Here is a 20,345-nt window from a genome sequence, read left to right on the forward strand (position 1 = left end):
GGGATCGTCGCGGCGGGCGTCGGCGCGGACGGCGTCCCGCAGGCGTGGCGGGAGGCGACGGAGGCGCTGCCGGGGTGGGTCTGACCGGGAGTCAGACCGCGGAGCAGTCGGGGTCGGCCGGGACGGGGGAGTGGGGCGTCGGGACGGACACCTGCGGGGCAGGGTTGCGCAGCGGGATGCACAAGGCGACCGCCGCGGCCGCGAGGGAGACGCCGCAGCCGACGAGCATGCCCGTGCGGAACCCGTTCAGGGAGGGCAGGGCGTACGGGCCGAAGCGGGTCGTCATGTGGGAGAGGACGACGCCGACGACGGCGGCGGACAAGGTGGTGCCGATGGAACGCATCAGCGTGTTGAAGCTGTTGGCCGAGCCCGTCTCCGAGAGCGGGACCGCGCCCATGATCAGGGCGGGCATCGCGCCGTAGGCGAGGGCGACGCCGCTGTTGATGACGATCGAGGCGGCCAGCAGCCCCCACACCGAGCCCATCAGCGCGACCGACGACCCGTACCCCACGGCGATGACGAGGCTGCCGACGACCAGCGTCGTCTTCGGGGTGCGCGCGGCGGAGAGCTTCGCGCCCAGCGGGGAGACGAGCATCATCATCAGGCCCGCCGGGGCCATCCACAGGCCCGCCGCCTGCATGGACTGGCCGAGGCCGTATCCGGCGGCCTTGGGCAGCTGCAGCAGCTGGGGGGCGATCAGGGCGGAGGCGTACATCGCGAAGCCCACCACGATGGAGGCTGCGTTCGTCAGCAGCACCTGGCCGCGCGCGGTGACCCGGAGGTCGACCAGCGGGGAGGCGGAGCGCAGCTCCCACCGGGCCCAGGCGAGCAGGACGACGACGGCCGCGCCGACCAGGCCGAGGGTGGTGCCGCTCGCCCAACCCCAGTCGGCGCCCTTGGAGATGGCCAGGAGCAGGCAGACCAGCCCGGTGCCGAGCCCGAGCGCGCCGGGGCCGTCGAAGCCGCCCTCGGCCCGCGCCGGAACGGCGGGGATCAGAACCCAGATCAGTGCGCCGACCAGGACGCTGAGGGCTCCGGCGGCCCAGAACAGCACGTGCCAGTTGGCGTGCTGGGCGACGGCGGCGGAGATGGGCAGGCCGAGCGCGCCGCCGATGCCGAGCGAGGAGCTGATCAGCGCGATCGCGGAGCCCATCTTCTGCGGCGGCAGCAGGTCGCGCAGTGTGCTGATGCCGATGGGCACCAGGCCCGCGCCGATGCCCTGCAGGCCGCGACCGATGATCATGGGTGCGAGTGATCCCGCCGTCGCGCACACGACCGAGCCCGCGATCACCGGGGCCAGGCACAGGAGCAGCATCGGCTTCTTGCCGTGGAGGTCCGCCAGGCGCCCGATCGCCGGCGTGGTGACGGCGGCGGCGAGCAGCGTCGCCGTGACGGCCCAGGACGCGTTGCCCGCGGTGGTGTGCAGCAGCGTCGGCAGCTCGCCGATCAGCGGGACGATCAGGGTCTGCATCAGTGAGACGACGATTCCTGCGACGGCCAGCACGCCGACGACGACGCCGGTGCGGGGAGCCGGCTGCGAGCCGTCCATTGGGAATCTCCTTGCGATGACTGCGAGCGTGAAGCGTGCGAAGGGGGCCGTTATGCACAGTACATATGATGTGCGCTATGCACAATCAATGCACCGTGAATGCCGCTGCGCGTGATCGTCCGGTGGATCGCCCGCCGCCTGGTCGCACCGGCCTTGACGGCTTCGTGCGGACGCGGTGAAGGATTGCGGGAGCTTGTATAACAATGCAGCGGGTGGCCGTTATCGATCTTGTGGCGCGGCGCGGTGGGCCCTAAGTTCCCGTGGCGTGTCCAGCTCACCATTGATCACTGTCATCGTCGCCGCGTACGACCTCCAGGGCACCCTGGGGACCTGCCTTCAGTCGGTGCTCGGGCAGTCCTTCCGGGACATCGAGGTCGTCGTCGCGGCCGACCCGTCCCCCGAGTGCCCGCCGGACGTCGTCGGCGCCGTGGAGCTGGAGGACCATCGGGTGTCGGCCGTGCGCCTGGACGCCGTCGCCTCCGTCGGAGCGGCCCGCAACGCCGGCGCGGCGCGTGCGACCGGCGAGTACCTGCTCTTCCTCGACGCCGACCACGTCCTGTGGGACGGCACGCTCCAGGCCATGGCCGACCGGCTGCGCGCGTGCGACAGGCCGGACGTGCTGCTCTTCGGCCACACCCGGCTGCACCGCGGCCGCTCGTGGCCCGGCGGCGCCGCCGAGCTCCTGGCCGGGCAGGGCGCGGGGACCTTCGCCCCCGCCGACCAACCCCAACTCTTCGGCGCGCCCGCCTACATGTGGGACCGGCTGGTCCGCCGCGACCTGTGGGTACGTGTCGGCGCGTCCTTCCCCGACGGCCTGCACGAGGAGATCTCCGTCCAGCACCGCCTGATGCTCGCCGCCTCCACGGCGGCCGTGCTCAAGTGGGACTGCGCGCAGCTGCGCCGCCGCCACACCGCCCACCCGGCGGGCGGCCCCGACGGCACCCACTTCGATGTGTTCGACCGCTACGAGGAGAGCTTCGGCCTGCTGGAGGCCCAGGGCCGCACGGACGTCGTGCCCCACCTCTTCACCCGGATGGTCCGCCAGTACCTCTTCCTGCTGGCCCTGTCGGACTGCCTGCCACGCAGCCGGCGCCAGGACTTCTTCCAGCGGGCCGCCGCCCACTACCAGCGCTACGTCCCCGACGGCTACGAGCGCCCGGCCGGCAAGGAGGGCGTCAAGTTCCAGCTCCTGGGCAACGGCGGCTATGCGGCCTTCCAGACCGCGCGCATGCCCGCCGTCGCCAGGGTCGTGCTGTCGCGCTCGTAGTCGTCAGGTTCGTCAGGCCCTGGACGCTGACGCCGCTACTGGGCCAGGCGGCAGTTGCTCAGCTCCATGCCGAAGAGGCTCGGCATGACGGCCTGCGCGCCGTTGATGTCCGTCGTCTGGACCGTGGCCGTGGAGCCCGAGTCGCCGACATCGCAGAGGTAGGTCTGCGACTGGGGGCTATTGCTGCCGGTGTCGGCGGACGCTGCGGTCGGCAGCGTCGTCAGACCGACGATCGTCAACAGCAGGCCGCCCGCCAGCACGGTTCCAAGACGACGGATCATGACCTCAGACCTCTCAGGAGTGAAGGAAGAAACGCGAGGAATTCGGTCAAATCCTCCAGGCAGGACACGCGGAATCACTCGTGCGACACGAGTGAACCTGTCTCGGACGGTGTTGACGCCGCCGATTCGGGCACGCTGCCGCCATGCTCCTGTCGGGTGATCGGATCAGCGCCACCGGGTCCGCGCGTCGAGCCGGGCGCTCACGCCGAGGCGGTCGCCGTCGGGTCGCTCTGCGTCGGATCGCTCTGCGTCGGGTCGCTCTCGGCGTCCGCTGACGTGTCGGTGTCGGTGTCCCTGTGCGGCTCCGGGTCCGCGAGGGCCTCGGCCTCGGGCGCGGGCTCGGCGCCGGGGGTCTCCCGGCTCACGAGCGCGGCGCGGATCCGCTGCAGCAGCGCCTCGTCCACGGGGGACGAGGCGCGCAGGGACGCGGCCTCGGCGGGGGACATCGGGCGGTGTCGTCTCTCGTGCATCCGCGCACTCTACCCAAGCAAACCTGCTGATCAGCGCCCCGGGGTGGGAAGGGAGCGTACACCGGTTGTGGAGATGCTGCGCACGCGCACGGAACCTCCCGCGAGAGCTGCTACCGGGCTCGCCTCCACCCCGCCCCACGTTCCGCCCGACGAGCCGGACTTCAGGACTCCGGCACCAGGACGCGGTCCAGGAACGGGCTGCCGAAGACCCCGTTCGGGTCCAGTGCGGTGAAGGTCGCCACCGCCGCGTTCCAGCCGTCGCCCGCCGCCTGGCCGTCGGTGTAGGAGGCGGGGATGGCCCCGCCGATCGCGGCGGTGTCCGTCCACGCGCCGGAGGGGCTGTTGGCCCACTCCTTCGGCCACTCGTTGTGCACCGCGCCGTACGAGCCGGTGTAGTGCGAGCGGACCCAGCTTTCCATCTCGCCCATGAACTGGTGGCAGCCGGGCGTGATCGGCACCGTCGTCATGTCGAACCACACGGAGGTGTCCCACTCCGGGTGGTCGGGGCGGGTGCGCAGCGGGGAGAGCTGCGCGCCCAGCGCGCCGGGGACGGCGCAGTCGCCGGGCTGGTCGAGGCCGGTGACGCGGATCTCCAGCGGGGCGTTCATCGGGTACTGGCCCTGCGCCGCGCACGCGGCCAGCTTCGCGCTGTACTGGGCGTAGAAGTCGCTCACCACCTGCTGCACGTTCGCCCGCGAGGTGACCACGTTGCAGCAGGTGGAGGTGATGCGCAGCGTCGTCGGGCGGACGTAGAGCAGGACGTCGCTGGACCAGCCCCAGATGTCCCAGGTGCCGGTCGCGATCAGGCCGGCGCTGATCGCGTCCATCTGCGCGGCGGTGAACTGCGGCGTCGCCGCCGCGTCCCCGGCGACGATCTGGGAGAGCAGGTCCGAGACGCTCTTGGGGACGATGTCGTTGAAGGTGAAGTCGTACGGTCCGGTGACCGCGCGCGACACCCACGGCTGGCTCGGCGTCGGCGTGAACACCCGCAGCCAGGGCGAGGTCGTGAACGGGAACCAGATGCACACCACGCGCCCGCACCGGTCGACGTAGGAGGCCAGCGACTTCGAGCCGGCCGAGGCCGGGGGCGCGAACAGGTCGGTGGCCGCGACGTTGAACCAGCTCTGGCAGCGTAGGCGCTGGTCGGGGCCGACGCGCAGGGTGGCCTCGGTGACGAAGACCCGGCCGAGGTTCACCAGCAGCGCCTGGATCTGCGGGTCGGTCCGCTGGAAGGTGCGCAGCGTGTACGCCCCTTGTGCGGGGTCCCAGGCGACGGCGGTCAGGCTGAGGACCAGGTTGCTGAGCGAGCCGTAGGTGTGCCCGGGGAGCCTGGTCTCGCCGACGGCCGGGACGCCGGTGCCGCGGCCGCCGGTCGCCAGCGCGCCGCCCACCGTCCCGGCGCCGATCACCGGGAAGCCGGTGAAGCCGAGGCCGGCCGACTTGAGCGTGCCGAGCAGGGTGTCCATCGTCGCGCCGGGCTGGACGGTGACGCTGGCGCCGCCGCTCGCGGCCCCGGCGCCGTTGACGCTGACGGCCGTCAGGTTCGAGGAGTCGACCAGCAGCACGTTGGCGGGCGTCCCGGCGGGGGCGACCAGCGGAGACCAGCTGTAGCCGCCGCCGCGCGGCCGCAGCCGCCACCCGTTGGCGTGCGCCCAGTTGGCGAGGGTCACCACGTCCGCGGGGGAGGCGGGGGAGGCGCTCCACAGACCCTCGACCACGACCTCCTCGGACCAGTTCTGGAATGTCTGCTGGTAGAGCGCGATCCCGGACGGGAACTGCGGTGGCGCGGCGAGGGTGCTGGCCGCGCTCGCTGCGGCGATGCGCCCGAGCGGCGTCCACTGCGCGGTGGTCACCGCCAGCGCCGCCGCGCCCGCGCCGAGCAGGGCGCGTCGCGACAGCACGGGGGAGGCCGAGCGGTTCCCGGCCTCGGATGCTCGGGAGTGTTCGGAGTCCTTGCGCACGTGTCCCATGGCTTGCGTAGCCGTCCCTCCTGACGGGCCGCGCCGGGCTGCGTGCGGTCAGCTGACAGCGGTAGCTGATGGATCGTCAGATTGTACGGTGGGGTGGGTTGGGCGAGAAGTCAAGCGTCGCTCGTTGGTGGGGTGATCGTGGGTGTCGGTCATGGGTTCGCGGGCGACGGGGAAGACTGTTCGCATGCGTGTGGCACTGATGACGGCGGGCTCGCGAGGCGACGTCGCGCCCTACACCGGCCTCGGGCACGCCCTGGCGCGCGCCGGGCACGAGGTGACGCTGGTGACCCACGGCCGGTTCGAGGGCCTGGCCAAGGAGGCGGGCCTCGGCTTCCATGGGCTCCCGGTGGATCCGCGTGCGGAGCTGGAGTCCGGCGCGGGCCGGGGCCTGCACCGAGCCACGACCGGCGCGGGCAAGCTCGCGCGCATGATCGCGCTGGCACGCTCCCACGTCGCCGACCTCGCGGACGCCATGGTGGCCCCCGCCTGCCAGGCGGACGTGCTGCTGCTCTCCGCCGTCCTGGCTCCCATCGGGCACGTCCTGGCCGAGGGCCTCGCCCTGCCCAGCCTCGGCGTCTACCTCCAGCCCCTCGCCCCGACGGGCGAGTTCCTCGCCCCCGTCGTCGGCGTCCGGTCCCTGGGGCGCACCGGCAACCGGCTCAGCGCGCAGGCCGTCAACGCCGCCCTGGATCTGATCTTCGTCGAGGCCGCCCGCGGCATGCGCCGACGCCTCGCCCTCCCGCCCGCGGGCGTCCGTGCCACCCGGCATGCGCGGGAACGCGAGGAGTGGCCGGTCCTGCACGGCTTCAGCCCGCTGGTCGTGCCGCGTCCCCGCGACTGGCGCGCCGGGCTGGACGTCTGCGGCTACTGGTGGCCGCACTGCCCGCCGACCGCGCAACTCCCGGAGCCGGTCCGGGACTTCCTCCTGGCCGGGCCGCCACCGGTCTTCGTCGGCCTCGGCAGCGCGACGGTGCCCGACCCCGAGCGCACCTCGGCCGCCCTCGTCGCCGCGCTGCGCGCGGCGGGCCTGCGCGGCATCGTCCAACGCGGCTGGGCGGGCCTGCACGCCGAGGGCGACGACATGCTCACCGTCGACGAACTCCCGCACGCGCTGGTCTTCCCCCACACCGCCGCCGTCGTCCACCACGCGGGCGCGGGCACCACCGCCGCCGCGCTCCGGGCCGGTGTGCCCTCCGTGCCCGTCCCGGTCCAGTTCGACGCGGCCTTCTGGGCCTCCCGCCTCCGGGCCCTCGGCGTCTCCCCGGGCGCGGTCCCGCTGCGCGGCCTCGACGCCCGCGCCCTCACCCCGCTGCTCACCCGGGCCGCCCGCGCCGACGGCCACCGCGACCGCGCCCGCCACCTCGGCGCCCTCATCCGCGCCGAGGACGGCTGCGGCCCGGTGGTCTCCTGGTTGGAGCGGCTGGAATGAGCAGGGCGGGCAGAGCCGACGCGCTCACGTCTGCGGCTCCGGAGCCCGAGGCCGGGCACGCGCTCCCGGACATCACCTGGTCCGGTGCCCCCGGCGTCGCCCTCCCGGGCGCCTGGGAGGCGGGCATGGACGACGCTCTGGACGCTGCCGTCTCCGACACCCCCGACACCACGCCCCTCCGCGCTCTCCTCGCCGCCGCCGACCAGGTGCCGGTGTAACGCTCCCGCGGTGGCGGTTCAGGCCGTCGACGCGATCGCTCGGGTGACGGCGATGACCGCCGGGGTGGGGTGGCCGGGGAGGCGTGCCACGAGCACCCGGCGGATCTCGGGGGGTGCTCCCTCGACGCGCACCAGGTTCACCCCGGGCGGCAGCACCGGTGAGAGGCGGGACGGCACCGTGGTCACGCCGAAACCGCCGGCGACCAGGTGGAGCTTGGTCAGCCAGTCGCGTGCGGAGTGGACGACGCGCGGCCGTCCGGGCAGGCCGGGCCAGACGCCGAGCAGCGGCTCGGAGGTCGACGACGGGGTGGCGATCCATGCGGCGTCGACCAGGTCGGCGAGGTGCACCGTGCTGCGTCCGGCGAAGTCCCCCGTCGAGGACACGGCCACGACCAGTTCGGCGTCGGCGACAGCCTCGAGGTGCAGACGCGGCGACTCGCTGTCGAAGGGTCGGTGGGGTGGGCGGGAGGTCAGCACGGCGAGGTCGAGCGAGCCCGCGCGCAGCGCCCGGAGCAAGGAGGGCGTGGTGCCCTCGCGGGTGGTGACCGTGATCTGCGGGTCGGCCTGCGCGAGGTGCGTGAGTGCGGCGGGCAGCATCACCGAGCCCGCGCTCAGGACCGCTCCGAGCCGCACGAGTTGGGTGCGCGGGTCGGCGCCGGTGAGTTCACGCTCGGCCGCGGTGAGCGAGGCGAGGATGGTGTGGGCGTGCCGCAGCAGGGTCAGGCCCGCGGGAGTGAGCCGCACGCCGTCCGGGCGGCGTTCGAACAGGGTGGTACCGGCACTGTGTTCGAGGGCGGCGGCCTGGCGTGACACGGCCGACTGCGTGTAGCCGAGTTTGGCGGCCGCCGCGGTGAAGCTGCCGGACTCGGCGATCTGCCGCAGGACCCGCAGTCCCGTGCTGGAGATGTCCATGCGTCCTACGCATACCAGAGGTGCTGGATCATCGCTTCCCGCATGCTCGTCCCGCTCCTAGTGTCGACCTGGAGAGCACGGACGAACACGGAGGTCATCACATGCGAGCGGCAGTTCTGACGCGGTTCGGCGCCCCACTCGTGGTGCGGGAGGCGCCGGACCCCGAGGCCGGCGGTGGTGAGGTGCTGGTCGAGGTCCTCGCCGCCGCCGTGGCGCCCTACGCGGCCGAGGTCTTCAGCGGCGAGCGGAGGTACCCGCTCGTCCCGCCTGTCGTGCCCGGTGTCGGCGCGGTCGGGCGGATCGTCCACGTCGGGCCCGACGCCACCCGGCTGCGGGTCGGCGACCTGGTGTGGTGCGACCCGACGGTGCGTTCGCGGGACGACGCCCTGACGCCCGACATCACACTCCAGGGCTGGAGTTCGCGCGGCGAGGGCGGCGCGCGGCTCGCTGAGCACCTGCACGACGGCGCGTTCGCCGAGCTCATGCGGGTCCCGACGGAGAACGTCTTCCCGCTGCCCGCCGCGGCCGGGGAGGATCCGGCCCGCTGGGCCGCGCTCACCGTGCACACCATCTCCTACGGCGGGCTGCTGGCCGGCGGGCTCGCGGCCGGCGAGACGCTGCTCGTCAGCGGGGCCACCGGGAACCTCGGCAGCAGCGCGGTCGCGGTGGCGCTCGCGATGGGCGCAGGCCGGGTGGTCGCCCCCGGCCGCAACAAGGCCGTGCTCGACCTTCTCGCCGACCGGTTCGGTCCGCGTCTGCGCCCGGTCCCGCTGAGTGGGGACGAGGCTGCCGACCGGGCGGCGATGTCCGCGGCGGCCGACGGCCCGATCGACATGGTGATCGACCTGCTCCCGCCGAGCGCCCCCAGCACGGCCTCGCGCGCGGCGGCCATGACCGTGCGCGAGTACGGCCGGGTCGTCCTCATGGGCGGGGTCGGCATGCTCGGTGGCGACGACCTCGCCCTCCCGTACCCCTGGATCATGCGCAACTCGATCACCGTGCGCGGGCAGTGGATGTACCCGCGCACCGCCAATGTCGGCGTCATCCGGCTCCTCGCCTCGGGCGCCTTGGAGCTCGCCCCCGAGCGGGTGCGGTCGTTCGACCTCGATGCAGTCAACGACGCCGTCGCCTACGCCGCCGCGCACGGCGGCCCGTTCGACCGCACCAGCCTCACCCCGTCGACCCGGTGACCAGGCCCGCTGTTCGTCAAACCGGTTCCAACAGACCATGGATGACGTGGCGTCAGTGACCGGCCGGTAACGCCTGCCGGTGATCTTCGTCTGTTACGCTCGGCCGGTCGGCAGCATCCAGGGGTGCACGGGGAGGGTTGGCGCATGGCGGTTCCTCAGCTCGACGCCGCGACGGTGGTCGCCCGGAACGAGCGCGACAGCAGCACGTTCGACGTGCTGCCCGCGGGGTCGGACACGCCCGCTGTGCGGCTGTACAAGCCGTACTTCTACGGCTCACCGCATCCCCTGGAGGCGTTCGTCGGGCCGCGGCTCGACCAGCCGGTGGGGTCGGTCACCACCGTAGGGGCCAGGGCGGCCGACGGCACGAAGCACGGGACCGTCAGTCACTACCAGGACTCGCAGTTCCGCACCGAGTCCTGGACCGTCGAGCAGCCCGGGCTGCCGCCGCTGACCGGCACGCCCCACGGCAAGGGGGCGCGCTTACGCCACGCCCCCGCGCTCGCCGTCCTGCCCTTCGCGGGCGGTGCGGTCGATCTCGTCCTCGACTACCGCATCTCCTTCGAGGGGCCCGGCAGTGACGGTTTCGAACTCGCGCGGCTGAAGGGCGTGCACGCACGCTACGCGTTGCGCCTGCACGACCGGCGGGTGAGCCTGCTGCTGGCTCTCGCCGCGGTCGTGCGCTACGACTGGCTGCTCGCGCCGGACCCGAAGAAGGGTCTGCTGGACCTGACGTTCCCCAAGCGCGGCTGAGCCGGGCGGGAGCCGTCGCGGTCCGAGGCACCGGTGCGCCGGTGGGGCCGGGTGTGACATGGTCGGGGAATGAGCGCGAGTGACGAGGTGGGGCGTCCCGACGTGGTGGTGGTCGGGGCGGGAGTCATCGGGTTGACCACGGCGGTGGTGCTGGCCGAGGCCGGGCTGCGGGTGCGGGTGGACGCGGAACGGCCGCCCGGTGCGACGACGTCCGCGGCCGCCGGGGCCACCTGGGGGCCGTTCATGATCGGTCCGGAGGACCGGGTCGCGGCCTGGGCGGCGACCAGCATGCCGATCTTCGAGGAGCTCGCCGCGGGCCCGGACGAGACGGGCGTGGCCGTGATCGAGGGCACACACCAGTCGTTGACGCCCACCCAGGCGCCGCGCTGGGCCGTCGCGGCCGGCGCCCGGCCCTGCACGGAGGCGGAGCTGCGGCCCGGGTACGTCGTCGGCTGGCGGCGGCGGTCCCCCGTGCTCGACATGCCCCGTTACCTCGCCTGGCTGGAGCGGCGGTTCACCCACGCCGGCGGCGCGGTGCGCGCCCACGCCTATCGCTCGCTGGACGAGGCGGCGCGGGAGGCGTCCGTCGTCGTGAACTGCTCCGGGATCGGCGCCGCGTCGCTCGTCCCCGATCCCGGCGTCACGCCCGTGCGCGGGCAGGTGGTCGTGGTCCGGCACGGCGGGGCGCTGCGTGAGTTCTTCGGCGACGAGACGCCCGACGCCCCTGAGCTGACGTACGCGTTCCCGCACGGCGACACCGCCGTCCTCGGCGGCACCGTGCAGCGCGGCGACGGGAGCCTCGAACCGTCACCGGCCGTCAGCGAGGCGATCCTGCGCCGCTGTACGGCCGTCCTGCCCGAGCTGCGCGGTGCGGAGGTGCTCGGCACGCGCGTGGGTCTGCGCCCGGCCCGCGAGCAGGTGCGGCTGGAGACGGCGGAGCGCCCCGCCGGGACGGACGGAACCTACGGGCCGGCCCGGACGGGCGGAACGGGCGGAGCGGTCCTGATCCACAACTACGGGCACGGTGGCGCGGGCGTCACCGTCTCCTGGGGCTGCGCCGCCGAGGTGCTGGACCTGGTCAAGCAGGCCGGGGCGCCCGGCTGCTGAGTCGGCGCCCGGGGGAGGGGCCGGTGCGCGGCCCCTGCCGGTCGGAGCACCGGCCCTCGGCGCGCGTTCCGAGACGTCCCCATGGGGGCGCCCGGACCGGTACGTTGGTGGAAGCACCCGGGCGACCCAGGAGGCACGCGTGAGCGCACAGCCGGTCCACCGAGCCGACGACGACCCGCGCGTCCCGGCCATCGCGCGCAGCATCCAGGGCGTCGGCAACGCGCTCAGCAACGAGAAGCGCCTCGCCTTCTACGCCGAGGTGCTCGGCGCGGAGGCGGGGGAGCCGATCAACCTGGTGATCGAGACCTGGTGGCGCGAGGCCATGCTCGACCAGCTCCCGGGCCGTGCCGAGCGCCTGGCCGACGCGCTGGCGCGCCGCGGCGGCCTGACGCTGGACGAGCTCGCCGCCCGCACCGGCGGGCTGGATTGACCGGTACCGACCCGATGCCGGACGGGTGGAGCCTGGTCACCGGACCGGGTGTGGACGACGAGTTGCTCGACATGCTGAAGTCCGGCGACGCGGGCGAGGCGCTGTGCCGCTCCGTCCTGCGCTTCCTGCGCGCACTCGCGCTGGAAGCGGGCGCGGCGGTCGACGCGGGCCGCGAGTCCCCGGGCATGCGGCTCTCCGACGGGCGGCTCTCCCTGGTGATACCGCGTGAGCCGGTGCTCGTCTCCTACGTCGTCCTGCCCGACCACCGCGAACTGCGCGTCACCGACGTGGTCTGGATGGCCTGAGCGGGCAGCGGCCCGTCCGCCCCGGCCCGTCCGCCCCAGCCCGAGCCGCGGCGCCCCAGCTGCAGCCCGGAGGCTCAGGGCTCCAGGACGGCCGCCATGCGCGGCAGCATCCGGCCCGGGACGGACGCGGACGGGGACGCGCCGACCACCTCGGCGCCCATGGCTCGATAGAACGCCTCTGCGTTCGGGTCCGCGTCCAGCTCCAGCCGCGTGCAGCCGAGCCCCCGCGCGGTCGACGCCACGTGCCGGTAGAGCGCCCCGCCGACGCCGTGCCCGATCGCCTCGGGCGCGACGAAAAGCATCCCGAGCTCGCCGACAGGCGGCTCGCCCTCCAGCGTCGCCAGCCCCAGCAGGCGCCCGTCCTCCTCGGCGACCACGGCCCGCTTCGCCGCGAGCTCCTCGCCGTGCAGCGTCAGCTCCTCCCGACACGCCGCCAGGAACGCCTCGTCGTACCCCCAGTGACCCTTGGACCGCAGCGCGAGCTCGCTGAGCGCGGCCGCCTCCGAGGGCAGCGCAGGCCTGATCCGGATCACCGGCCGACCTGCTGCGACGTGACCGGCGCGACGCGCTCGGTCTCGGCACCGAAGGCGAGTTGGACCGTGCGGACGGCGATCAGCCAGCGGCCGTCGACCTTGCGCAACGTGTCCTCGTAGTGGCCGACGTTGGCGGGCAGCCGGGGCTCGATCATGCCGCCGGTGTAGCCGTCGACCCGGTACGTCGTCAGATACGAGACGGCGCGGGCCGTCGTCGGCGACTCGACGGTGACCAGGATGTTCGTCATCAGCCGCCGCGACAGCCGATCCGCCGGCCGCCCGGCGAAGTAGGCGCGCAGCGCCTCACGCCCCTCGACCCGCCGCTCCCCGTCCGGCCAGTGCCACGCCCCGTCCTCGGTGAACAGCTCCGCGACCGAACCCGGCTCCCCGAGGTCGAGGCGGTGGACGAACTCGACGACGACCCGTTCACAGGCCAGCTCGGCGAGCATCGTCGTCAGCGCGTGGGTCTGGTCGTCGTGCTCGGCGTGCGTGGTCATGGCTCTTCCTACCAAAGCGTCCGTGCGCCGACCAACTGGTTTCCCGGGACGCGCCGGGCGCGGCGCGCGCCCGGCGCGTCCCGCGCGGGTCAGCCCATCCAGTCGAAGGTGTCCGGGTCCGGGCCGATGCGGCCGCCGCGGTCGAGTTCGGCGATGGCGGCCAGGTCCTCGGCATCGAGGGTGAAGTCGAAGACGTCGAAGTTCTGCCGGATCCGCTCCGGGGTCACCGACTTGGGGATGACGATGTTCCCCAGCTGCAGGTGCCAGCGCAGGACGACCTGAGCCGCGGTCTTGCCGTGCTTCTTGCCGATCGCGACCAGCGAGGCGTCCTCCAGCAGGCCGCGGCCCTGGCCGAGGGGGCTCCAGGCCTCCGTGGCGATGCCGTGCTTCTCGTGCAGGGCACGCAGCTCGGTCTGGGGGAAGTACGGGTGCAGCTCCACCTGGTTGACGGCCGGGACGAGGCCGGTCTCGGCGAAGAGCCGCTCGAGGTGCTTGGCGTTGAAGTTCGACACGCCGACGGCCTTCGCCCGTCCGCCGGCGGCGATCTTCTCCAGCGCGCGCCACGCGTCCACGTAGCGGTCCCGCGAGGGCACCGGCCAGTGGATCAGGTACAGGTCGACGTAGTCGAGGCCCAGCCGGTTCAGGCTCGCGTCGAAGGCGCGCAGCGCGTCGTCGTGGGCGTGCTCGGTGTTCCACAGCTTCGTGGTGACGAACAGGTCCTCGCGCGGCACGCCGCTCTCTCGCAGCGCGAGCCCGACGCCCTCCTCGTTCCCGTAGATGGCGGCGGTGTCGATGCTCCGGTAACCGGCGCGCAGCGCCTCCGCGACGACGCTGCGGGCCTCCGCGTCCGGCACCTGCCAGACGCCGAAGCCCAGCTGGGGCATGGTCAGACCGTTGTTCAGCGTGATCGTCTGCATGGAGGCCAGTCTGCCAGCCGCGACCCCGGACGCCCGCCAGGCACGGCCCGTGCCGCAACACGAGCGGCGGCGGAAGCGGTGACACACGGGGTGGGGAAGGCGGCCCGCCTTCCGGGACGCATATTCAGCGGCTGTCGGACAGGCCGCAGTTGGAGGGAGAGGGCCCTCCTCGGGGTGTCCACCCGGGCGTTCGCCTTCCATTCGTCTGTGCGCTGCCGACCGGCCCTTGCCTGTTCCCGCGCGCCTGCAGAGAATCCTCCCGGTGGTGCGCAACTTGTTCAGACAGGTTGTGCCCAGCCCCGAGTCCCGTAGCCGGCAGCACCAACACACCGGAGCCGACATGTCCTCGCTGAACCGACGCCGCTTCCTCCAGCTCGCGGGTGGTACGGCAGCCGCCACCGCGCTTTCGACCAGCATCGCGCGCGCCGCCTCGATCCCCGCGAACCGCGCCAGCGGGAGCCTGCGCGATGTCGAGCACATCGTCGTGCTGATGCAGGAGAACCGCTCGTTCGACCACTACTTCGGCACGCTGCGCGGCGTGCGCGGCTTCGGGGACCCGAACCCGGTCACGCTGCCGTCCGGCAAGGCCGTCTGGTACCAGAACGACGGCGGCGCGAACGGCGGCAAGGACGTGCTGCCGTTCCACCCCGACGCGCCCGACATGGGCCTGCAGTTCCTCGAGGACCTCCCGCACGACTGGAACTCCACGCACGGCGCGCTCAACCACGGCCGCTACGACCGCTGGGTGCCCACCAAGAGCGCGACCTCGATGGCGCACCTGACCCGTGACGACATCCCGTTCCACTACGCCCTCGCCGACGCCTTCACCGTCTGCGACGCCTACCACTGCTCGCTGCTCGGCCCGACCGACCCGAACCGCTACTACATGTGGACGGGCTACTGCGGCAACGACGGCAAGGGCGGCGGCCCGGTCATCTCCAACGCCGAGGCCGGCTACGCCTGGACCACCTATCCCGAGCGCCTGGAGGCGGCCGGGGTCTCCTGGAAGGTCTACCAGGACGTCGGCACCGGCCTGGACGGCAACGGCTACTGGGGCTGGACCAGCGACGCGTACATCGGCAACTACGGCGACAACTCGCTGCTCTACTTCGACCAGTACCGCAACGCCCAGCCCGGCGACCCGCTGTACGACAAGGCCCGCACCGGCACCAACGTGAGCGCCGGCGACGGCTTCTTCGACGTGCTGCGCGCCGACGTCAAGGCGGGCAAGCTGCCGCAGGTCTCCTGGATCGTCGCGCCGGAGGCCTTCACCGAGCACCCCAACTGGCCCGTCAACTACGGCGCCTGGTACCTCTCGCAGGTCCTGGACGCGCTGACGGCCGACCCCGAGGTGTGGAGCCGCACCGCGCTGCTGATCACCTACGACGAGAACGACGGCTTCTTCGACCACGTCGTCCCGCCGTTCGCGCCCGAGAGCGCGGCGCAGGGCGCGTCGACCGCCGATATCACCCAGGAGCTGTACACCGGCAGCGGCGGGGTGTCCGGACCCTACGGCCTCGGGCCGCGCGTGCCCATGCTGGTGGTCTCACCCTGGAGCACCGGCGGCTACGTCTGTTCCCAGACCTTCGACCACACCTCGATCATCCAGTTCATCGAGCAGCGCTTCGGTGTGCACGAGCCCAACATCTCGCCCTGGCGCCGCGCGGTCTGCGGCGACCTGACCGCCGCGTTCGACTTCCGCCGCCACCACACGGCCACGCCGAAGCTGCCGTCCACGGCCGCCTACGTGCCAAAGGACGCCAACCGCCACCCCGACTACGTGCCGACGCTGCCCGCCGACCCGGCGCTGCCGAAGCAGGAGCCGGGCACCCGTCCGGCCCGCCCGCTCCCGTACGACCTGCGCGTGGACGGCAGCGTGGACGCCAAGGGCGCGCTGACCGTGCAGTTCGCCAGCCAGTGCGGCGTGGGCGCGCAGTTCCTGGCCACCTCCACCACCCGCACCGACGGCCCGTGGAGCTTCACCGTCGAGGCGGGCCGCGAGCTCGCGAACACGTGGACGGCCCCTGCCAGCGGCCCCTACGAGCTGACCGTGCACGGCCCCGCCGGCTTCGTGCGCCAGTTCCGCGGCGACGCGGGCGAGCGCGGCGTCGAGGTGACGGCCCGCCACGAGGGCGACTCCGGACACCTGCTGCTCACGCTGACCAACCACGCCGCGACCGCGCTGCGCGTCGCCCTCGTCGACGCCTACGGCGCGCAGCACCCGGCCTCGGTGCAGCTGCGCCCGGGAGCCAAGGTCGAGCACCGCATCGACACCGGCCGCACCTCCGGCTGGTACGACGTCTCGGTCCTGACCGAGCAGCACCCGTCGGCGCTGCGCCGCCTCGCCGGTCACGTGGAGACGGGCCGGGCGGGCACCAGCGACCCGGCCATCGGCCGCCGCTGACCGTCCGGTCGTACTCCGGCCTGCGGCCCCGGCGGATCACCGCCGGGGCCGCAGGCGTACCCGGGGCCGGGCCTCAGCTCCGGCAGAAGGCGGTCCTCCAGCGGAGCCGGCAGCTGGTAGACGCGCTCCGGCGGCAGCAGCCGCTGCGCCTTGGCCGTCTGCCCGCCCTGCGCCAGCGCGGCGGCCCTGCGGGCCAGCGGGTGAGGTCGAACTGAGGCGTCATGCGCCGCACCCTGGCACTTGCGCGACCCTCCCCGCCAGCCGTTTTCGTGCGAAAAGGGGCAGCTGACGGCCAATCAGGCGGACCGTGTCACGGATGGCGTCGTGTCTCTTGCCCTCTCATGAACCAGTGGGTAACTTCCCGGTCGGTAACTTAGCGGAAACATCGACGACACCTGATCTCTCCCCGGGTGCCGTCGATTTTTCTCCTGTCACGGCCCCACCCCCGGTTCAAGGAGACCCCGCATGTCGCTCCGTGCCCGCTCCCGTCGTCTCGCCGCGGCCGCCGTGGCCGTCTCCGCCGTCGCGGGGATGTGCCTCACCGTCCCCGCCCAGGCGCAGGCGTCCTCCGCGCTCGACTACGTCGCCATGGGCGACAGCTACAGCGCCGGCTCCGGCGTGCTGCCGCTCGACCTGAGCGCGCCGCTGGAGTGCGCCCGGTCGGCCGTCAACTACCCCCACGACCTGGCGAGCAGACTCGGGCTCGACCTCACCGACGTCACCTGCGGCGGCGCGAAGACGCAGGACTACGCAGGCTCGCAGTACCCCGGCGTCGCCCCGCAGCTGGACGCGCTGAACGACAGCACCGACCTGGTCACCATGACCATCGGCGGCAACGACAGCAACACCTTCATCGACGCGGTCCTCGCCTGCGGCTCGGCGGGCGTGGCCACGCTCGGATTCGGCCACCCGTGCCGGTCGATCTACGGGGACAGCTTCGACAACACCATCGACACCACGACCTACCAGTCCCTGGACGCCACGCTCGCCGCGGTCAAGGCCAAGGCCCCCAACGCGCGGATCGCGATCGTCGGCTACCCCTGGATCGTCCCCGCGCAGGCCGTGCCCGGCTGCTTCGCCAAGATGCCGATCGCCTCCGGAGACATCCCCTACCTGCGGGATCTCGAGGCCCACCTGAACGCCGCCGTCCAGCGCGCGGCCGCCGACAACGGTGTCACCTACGTCGACATGTCCGCCGTCTCCGACGGTCACGACGCGTGCGAGCCCTCCGGCACCCGCTGGATCGAACCCATCCTCTTCGGCACCAACTACGTGCCCGTCCACCCCAACGCGACCGGTGAGTCCGCGATGGCCGACCAGATCGCCGCCACCCTCGGCCTCGGCTGACTCCCGCGCGCGGCGCCGGCCCCACCGCACCGGGGCCGGCCCGCGCCGGTTCGGACGCAAGGCCTGCAGTCGCCATGCCCTCGACCGTGAGCCGTGCCCCCTTCCATCCCGGCCTGGGCCGGTGACGGCCGTGCGACGGCGCGGGGCACGGCTGGAACGGGATCGTGCCGCCGCGCCGCTCGGCGCGCCGGAAAAGGCCCGGGTCAGGCCTACTGCAGGCAGGTGCGGGAGGAGGTCGTCGCGCCCGTGCTGCCTGGGACGTCCTGGTGGCCCGCCACGCCCCGGAGCTGCTCGGCTGACGCACGACCGCTCCGGCCCGCTCCCGGCCCGTGGCAGCGGACGCGGCGCGGACGTCGCGCGGGACGACACACGTTCACCGACTCGCCGTTCAGTGCTCATCCGAAACGGGACGGGAGGACTCCGGATCTCGCCTAGGGTACGGCGCGAGACGTGAGGCCGCGCCCGACCGGCGACGGCCCGCGTCCGCCGTGCCTCCCCGGGCACCGTCCAGGCGTCATCGTCGTCGTCGAGCGGAAGATCCATGCAGGCTGTGCAGACCCCCGCGCCCCCGGCCGCCGCCCCCGCGTCCCTCCACGTCCCCGCGCAGGCCACCCGGCCGCGCCGCGCCCGGCGCGGCGACGACGGGTGCGAGCGGCACCCCGCCTCGGCCGACCGGCCGCCGCGCGTGCTGGTCGTCACCGGCAGCGTCGGCGCCGGACACAACGGAGCCGCCAACGAGCTGACGCGCCGTCTGACCGACCTCGGCCTGGAGGTCAGCTGCCGCGACTACCTCGACACGCTGCCGCGCCGCTACCGCCGGCTGCTCCAGGACGGTTACGAGTTCAGCGCCGGGAAGATGCCCTGGTTCTTCGAGTGGCTCTTCCAGAACGAGGAGCACGACTCGGTGGTGCGCTCCCTCACCCTCTACCTGTGCCGGATGGCCTCGCGCGAGCTCGGCCGCTGGGTGGACGAGGGCTGGGACACGGTCGTCACCACCTTCCCCTTCGCCGCGCAGAGCATGGGCCTGCTGACGGAGGAGGGCGCGCTCACCGTCCCCACCGTCTGCTACCTCACCGACCCTGCCCCGCACCGGCTCTGGGTCCACCCCCGGGTGCAGGTCCACCTCACCGTCACCGAGGCCACCGCGGCCGAGGGCAGCGAGCGCTACGGCGTCCCGATGGCCGCCGCCGGGCCGCTGGCCTGCGACAGCTTCGCCGTCCCGCTCCCCGTCGCCGAGCGCGCCGCGCTGCGCGCCGAACTCGGCGTGCCGGAGGCCCGGTTGATGGCCCTGCTGATGACCGGCTCGATGGGCCTGGGCGACGTCACCTCCAGCGTCGAGGCGCTGCGCGCCGTCGACGGCGTGACGCCCGTCGTCCTTTGCGGCCGCAACGAGCGGCTGCGACAGCGGCTGTCCGCGCTGCCGGACGTGATCGCGCTCGGCTGGCGCACCGACGTGCCGGCGCTGATGGGCGCTGCGGACGTGCTGGTCCACAACGCGGGCGGGCTCTCCTTCACCGAGGCCCTGGTCGCGGGCCTCCCGGCGGTCAGCTACGAGGTCATCTCCGGCCACGGCCGCGCCAACGCCGCCACGCTGGCCGCCTCCGGCCTCGCCCCCTGGCCGCGCGACCCGCAGGCCCTCGCCGACGCGCTGGCGGAACAGGCCGGGCGCGGCCGCGTCCACCTCGCCCCCCTGCCCGAACACCGCCAGGCCGCCCACGTCGTGGCGGACCTCGCCCGCGACTGGCACGCGAAGCATGCGACGTCGCACGCCACGGCGGGGACGGCACGTGCGGGGTCCCGCGCCGCGCGGCTGCTCACCGCGGGCGCCGAACGCCTTCACCTGCGGCGCCCCGCCCCGCTCACCGAACCGGCGGCCACGGTCCCGCGGCGCGCCTGAGCGCCCCGCGCCGGGCGACCTCGCGCCGGGCGACTCCGCCGCGCCGCGCCGGGGTCCCGGACGCGTGACCACGCGTACGAGAGCGGCGCATGGTCACAGTGCCGGGGCGTTCCGTCAGCGCGCTCAGTAGACGAAGGGAATCAGCCGCTTCGTGCGGAGCCGGTAGCCCGCGTAGGCGGGGCCGAGGGCGGCGAGCAGGAGCTGCTCCTCGGCCGTGATGCGCCAGATGTACGCGGCGCCGAGGATCACGGCCGTGAGGACCGTCGCGGGCCAGCTGCCCAGCCCGAACGCGTAGCCGATCCACACCAGCAGGCTTCCGCAGTAGCCGGGGTGGCGGATCAGACGGTAGGGGCCCTCCTGGACGACGCGCTGGTCGTCGACGGTGCGCAGGGTGCGGGTGTAGTACGCGGACAGCGTGCGCATGCCCCAGGCGCGCAGGACCAGTCCGCCGACCAGGACGGCGACGCCGATCCAGCGCACGGCATCCGGGACCATGCCGACCGAGGCCGAGCCGCAAGCGATGTTCACCAGGGCGGCGGCGAGACAGCACCCGATCAGGAGCCGAGTGGATCCCCGGTCGCGCTCGTCGGTCTCCCAGGTCGCCGCGTCCGCGTCCTCGCGGCGGCGCAGCAGCACCTCGTAGCCGATCCAGCACAGCAGGCCCAGCACGGAGAAGAGACTCGGCAGATCCACGGCGGCGCTCCCCACAGTCGACGGCGGAATGCCTCCACGGTCTCCCACCACCCGACTCGCGCACACCCCACCACGGGTGGACACCCCGCACTCCACCCGCAGGTGGACGAGCCCCGGCTCGCGCCCCGCCTCCGGCGAATCGCACAGACGTTTTGGCGGGCGGCCAAGAAGGTGAACCT

Annotated in this window: 20 protein-coding genes; 11 read left to right on the forward strand and 9 right to left on the reverse strand. The window is 73.5% G+C overall.

Annotation, left to right across the window (positions count from 1 at the left end):
* Positions 1-91 precede the first annotated feature (91 nt).
* Positions 92-1,549, reverse strand: coding sequence for an MFS transporter (locus TR48_RS05070; RefSeq protein WP_042364629.1), 1,458 nt, complete (start codon positions 1,547-1,549; stop codon positions 92-94).
* Between the two features lie 265 nt (positions 1,550-1,814).
* Between TR48_RS05070 and TR48_RS05075 the strand changes: the two genes are divergently transcribed.
* Entirely contained in the window at positions 1,815-2,816 is a 1,002-nt protein-coding gene (locus TR48_RS05075; protein ID WP_161789775.1) for a glycosyltransferase family 2 protein, read from the forward strand.
* A 35-nt stretch (positions 2,817-2,851) separates the two neighbouring features.
* Here TR48_RS05075 and TR48_RS05080 read toward each other — a convergent pair whose 3' ends face one another.
* The 3 genes from TR48_RS05080 to TR48_RS05090 form a co-directional block, all read right to left on the reverse strand.
* Entirely contained in the window at positions 2,852-3,097 is a 246-nt protein-coding gene (locus TR48_RS05080) for a hypothetical protein (RefSeq protein ID WP_152627796.1), read from the reverse strand.
* A gap of 200 nt (positions 3,098-3,297) precedes the next feature.
* Positions 3,298-3,567 (reverse strand): hypothetical protein, encoded by a 270-nt coding sequence (locus TR48_RS05085; RefSeq protein WP_152627797.1) that lies wholly within the window; start codon positions 3,565-3,567, stop codon positions 3,298-3,300.
* Positions 3,568-3,728: 161 nt separating this feature from the next.
* Positions 3,729-5,537, reverse strand: a complete 1,809-nt coding sequence (locus tag TR48_RS05090; protein WP_084728802.1) for a cholesterol oxidase substrate-binding domain-containing protein — start codon at positions 5,535-5,537, stop codon at positions 3,729-3,731.
* A 184-nt stretch (positions 5,538-5,721) separates the two neighbouring features.
* Here TR48_RS05090 and TR48_RS05095 point away from each other — a divergent pair, with 184 nt between their 5' ends.
* A complete protein-coding gene (locus tag TR48_RS05095) occupies positions 5,722-6,966 on the forward strand; it encodes a glycosyltransferase (protein ID WP_236652011.1) in 1,245 nt (414 codons plus the stop codon).
* Positions 6,963-7,184 (forward strand): hypothetical protein, encoded by a 222-nt coding sequence (locus tag TR48_RS05100; RefSeq protein WP_042364633.1) that lies wholly within the window; start codon positions 6,963-6,965, stop codon positions 7,182-7,184. Before TR48_RS05095 ends, TR48_RS05100 begins: the two co-directional genes overlap by 4 nt.
* Before the next feature lie 18 nt (positions 7,185-7,202).
* On the opposite strand, the gene TR48_RS05105 is transcribed toward TR48_RS05100, so the two are convergent.
* Entirely contained in the window at positions 7,203-8,096 is an 894-nt protein-coding gene (locus tag TR48_RS05105) for a LysR family transcriptional regulator (RefSeq protein WP_042364634.1), read from the reverse strand.
* A gap of 101 nt (positions 8,097-8,197) precedes the next feature.
* Between TR48_RS05105 and TR48_RS05110 the strand changes: the two genes are divergently transcribed.
* The 5 genes from TR48_RS05110 (at position 8,198) to TR48_RS05130 (ending at position 11,878) form a co-directional block, all read left to right on the forward strand.
* Positions 8,198-9,286, forward strand: a complete 1,089-nt coding sequence (locus TR48_RS05110; RefSeq protein ID WP_084728804.1) for a quinone oxidoreductase family protein — start codon at positions 8,198-8,200, stop codon at positions 9,284-9,286.
* 144 nt (positions 9,287-9,430) lie between these two features.
* A complete protein-coding gene (locus tag TR48_RS05115) occupies positions 9,431-10,036 on the forward strand; it encodes a hypothetical protein (protein WP_042364635.1) in 606 nt (201 codons plus the stop codon).
* 69 nt (positions 10,037-10,105) lie between these two features.
* The gene (locus TR48_RS05120) at positions 10,106-11,143 is read left to right on the forward strand and encodes an FAD-dependent oxidoreductase (RefSeq protein ID WP_042364636.1); all 1,038 of its coding nucleotides are present in this window, start codon (positions 10,106-10,108) and stop codon (positions 11,141-11,143) included.
* Positions 11,144-11,282: 139 nt separating this feature from the next.
* Positions 11,283-11,573, forward strand: a complete 291-nt coding sequence (locus TR48_RS05125; protein WP_042364637.1) for a hypothetical protein — start codon at positions 11,283-11,285, stop codon at positions 11,571-11,573.
* Positions 11,570-11,878 carry a hypothetical protein gene (locus tag TR48_RS05130; RefSeq protein WP_152627798.1) on the forward strand — a complete coding sequence of 103 codons (309 nt, stop codon included), beginning with the start codon at positions 11,570-11,572 and terminating at the stop codon, positions 11,876-11,878. The genes TR48_RS05125 and TR48_RS05130 overlap by 4 nt, the downstream gene beginning before the upstream one ends.
* Positions 11,879-11,952: 74 nt before the next feature.
* Here the strand turns inward: TR48_RS05130 and TR48_RS05135 are convergent, their stop codons facing one another.
* The 3 genes from TR48_RS05135 to TR48_RS05145 all read right to left on the reverse strand — a co-directional run bounded on the left by TR48_RS05135 (position 11,953) and on the right by TR48_RS05145 (position 13,825).
* Complete coding sequence (locus TR48_RS05135) at positions 11,953-12,408, reverse strand: GNAT family N-acetyltransferase (protein ID WP_084728833.1); 456 nt, start codon at positions 12,406-12,408, stop codon at positions 11,953-11,955.
* A complete protein-coding gene (locus TR48_RS05140; protein WP_042364640.1) occupies positions 12,408-12,908 on the reverse strand; it encodes a nuclear transport factor 2 family protein in 501 nt (166 codons plus the stop codon). Before TR48_RS05140 ends, TR48_RS05135 begins: the two co-directional genes overlap by 1 nt.
* An 89-nt stretch (positions 12,909-12,997) precedes the next feature.
* Complete coding sequence (locus TR48_RS05145; RefSeq protein ID WP_042364641.1) at positions 12,998-13,825, reverse strand: aldo/keto reductase; 828 nt, start codon at positions 13,823-13,825, stop codon at positions 12,998-13,000.
* A 340-nt stretch (positions 13,826-14,165) separates the two neighbouring features.
* On the opposite strand from TR48_RS05145, the gene TR48_RS05150 reads away from it, so the two are divergent.
* From TR48_RS05150 to TR48_RS05160, 3 genes are all read left to right on the forward strand, one after another.
* Positions 14,166-16,229, forward strand: a complete 2,064-nt coding sequence (locus tag TR48_RS05150; protein ID WP_042364642.1) for a phosphocholine-specific phospholipase C — start codon at positions 14,166-14,168, stop codon at positions 16,227-16,229.
* A 465-nt stretch (positions 16,230-16,694) separates the two neighbouring features.
* Complete coding sequence (locus tag TR48_RS05155) at positions 16,695-17,576, forward strand: SGNH/GDSL hydrolase family protein (RefSeq protein WP_042364643.1); 882 nt, start codon at positions 16,695-16,697, stop codon at positions 17,574-17,576.
* A 541-nt stretch (positions 17,577-18,117) separates the two neighbouring features.
* Complete coding sequence (locus TR48_RS05160; protein ID WP_052442405.1) at positions 18,118-19,473, forward strand: glycosyltransferase; 1,356 nt, start codon at positions 18,118-18,120, stop codon at positions 19,471-19,473.
* Between the two features lie 123 nt (positions 19,474-19,596).
* On the opposite strand, the gene TR48_RS45175 is transcribed toward TR48_RS05160, so the two are convergent.
* The gene (locus TR48_RS45175; RefSeq protein ID WP_052442415.1) at positions 19,597-20,166 is read right to left on the reverse strand and encodes a methyltransferase family protein; all 570 of its coding nucleotides are present in this window, start codon (positions 20,164-20,166) and stop codon (positions 19,597-19,599) included.
* Positions 20,167-20,345 lie beyond the last annotated feature (179 nt).

The sequence above is a fragment of the Streptacidiphilus neutrinimicus genome (assembly GCF_000787815.1).
Taxonomy (GTDB): Bacteria; Actinomycetota; Actinomycetes; order Streptomycetales; family Streptomycetaceae; genus Streptacidiphilus; species Streptacidiphilus neutrinimicus.

Bases quoted from the DNA above. Each gene is read 5' to 3' on its own strand.
- TR48_RS05120 (WP_042364636.1), top strand. From the start codon at position 10,106: ATGAGCGCGAGTGACGAGGTGGGGCGTCCCGACGTGGTGGTGGTCGGG.
- TR48_RS05155 (WP_042364643.1), top strand. From the start codon at position 16,695: ATGTCGCTCCGTGCCCGCTCCCGTCGTCTCGCCGCGGCCGCCGTGGCC.
- TR48_RS05095 (WP_236652011.1), top strand. From the start codon at position 5,722: ATGCGTGTGGCACTGATGACGGCGGGCTCGCGAGGCGACGTCGCGCCC.
- TR48_RS05070 (WP_042364629.1), bottom strand. From the start codon at position 1,549: ATGGACGGCTCGCAGCCGGCTCCCCGCACCGGCGTCGTCGTCGGCGTG.
- TR48_RS05080 (WP_152627796.1), bottom strand. From the start codon at position 3,097: ATGATCCGTCGTCTTGGAACCGTGCTGGCGGGCGGCCTGCTGTTGACG.
- TR48_RS05110 (WP_084728804.1), top strand. From the start codon at position 8,198: ATGCGAGCGGCAGTTCTGACGCGGTTCGGCGCCCCACTCGTGGTGCGG.
- TR48_RS05105 (WP_042364634.1), bottom strand. From the start codon at position 8,096: ATGGACATCTCCAGCACGGGACTGCGGGTCCTGCGGCAGATCGCCGAG.
- TR48_RS05090 (WP_084728802.1), bottom strand. From the start codon at position 5,537: ATGGGACACGTGCGCAAGGACTCCGAACACTCCCGAGCATCCGAGGCC.
- TR48_RS05150 (WP_042364642.1), top strand. From the start codon at position 14,166: ATGTCCTCGCTGAACCGACGCCGCTTCCTCCAGCTCGCGGGTGGTACG.
- TR48_RS05140 (WP_042364640.1), bottom strand. From the start codon at position 12,908: ATGACCACGCACGCCGAGCACGACGACCAGACCCACGCGCTGACGACG.
- TR48_RS05145 (WP_042364641.1), bottom strand. From the start codon at position 13,825: ATGCAGACGATCACGCTGAACAACGGTCTGACCATGCCCCAGCTGGGC.
- TR48_RS05100 (WP_042364633.1), top strand. From the start codon at position 6,963: ATGAGCAGGGCGGGCAGAGCCGACGCGCTCACGTCTGCGGCTCCGGAG.
- TR48_RS05115 (WP_042364635.1), top strand. From the start codon at position 9,431: ATGGCGGTTCCTCAGCTCGACGCCGCGACGGTGGTCGCCCGGAACGAG.
- TR48_RS05160 (WP_052442405.1), top strand. From the start codon at position 18,118: ATGCAGGCTGTGCAGACCCCCGCGCCCCCGGCCGCCGCCCCCGCGTCC.
- TR48_RS05085 (WP_152627797.1), bottom strand. From the start codon at position 3,567: ATGCACGAGAGACGACACCGCCCGATGTCCCCCGCCGAGGCCGCGTCC.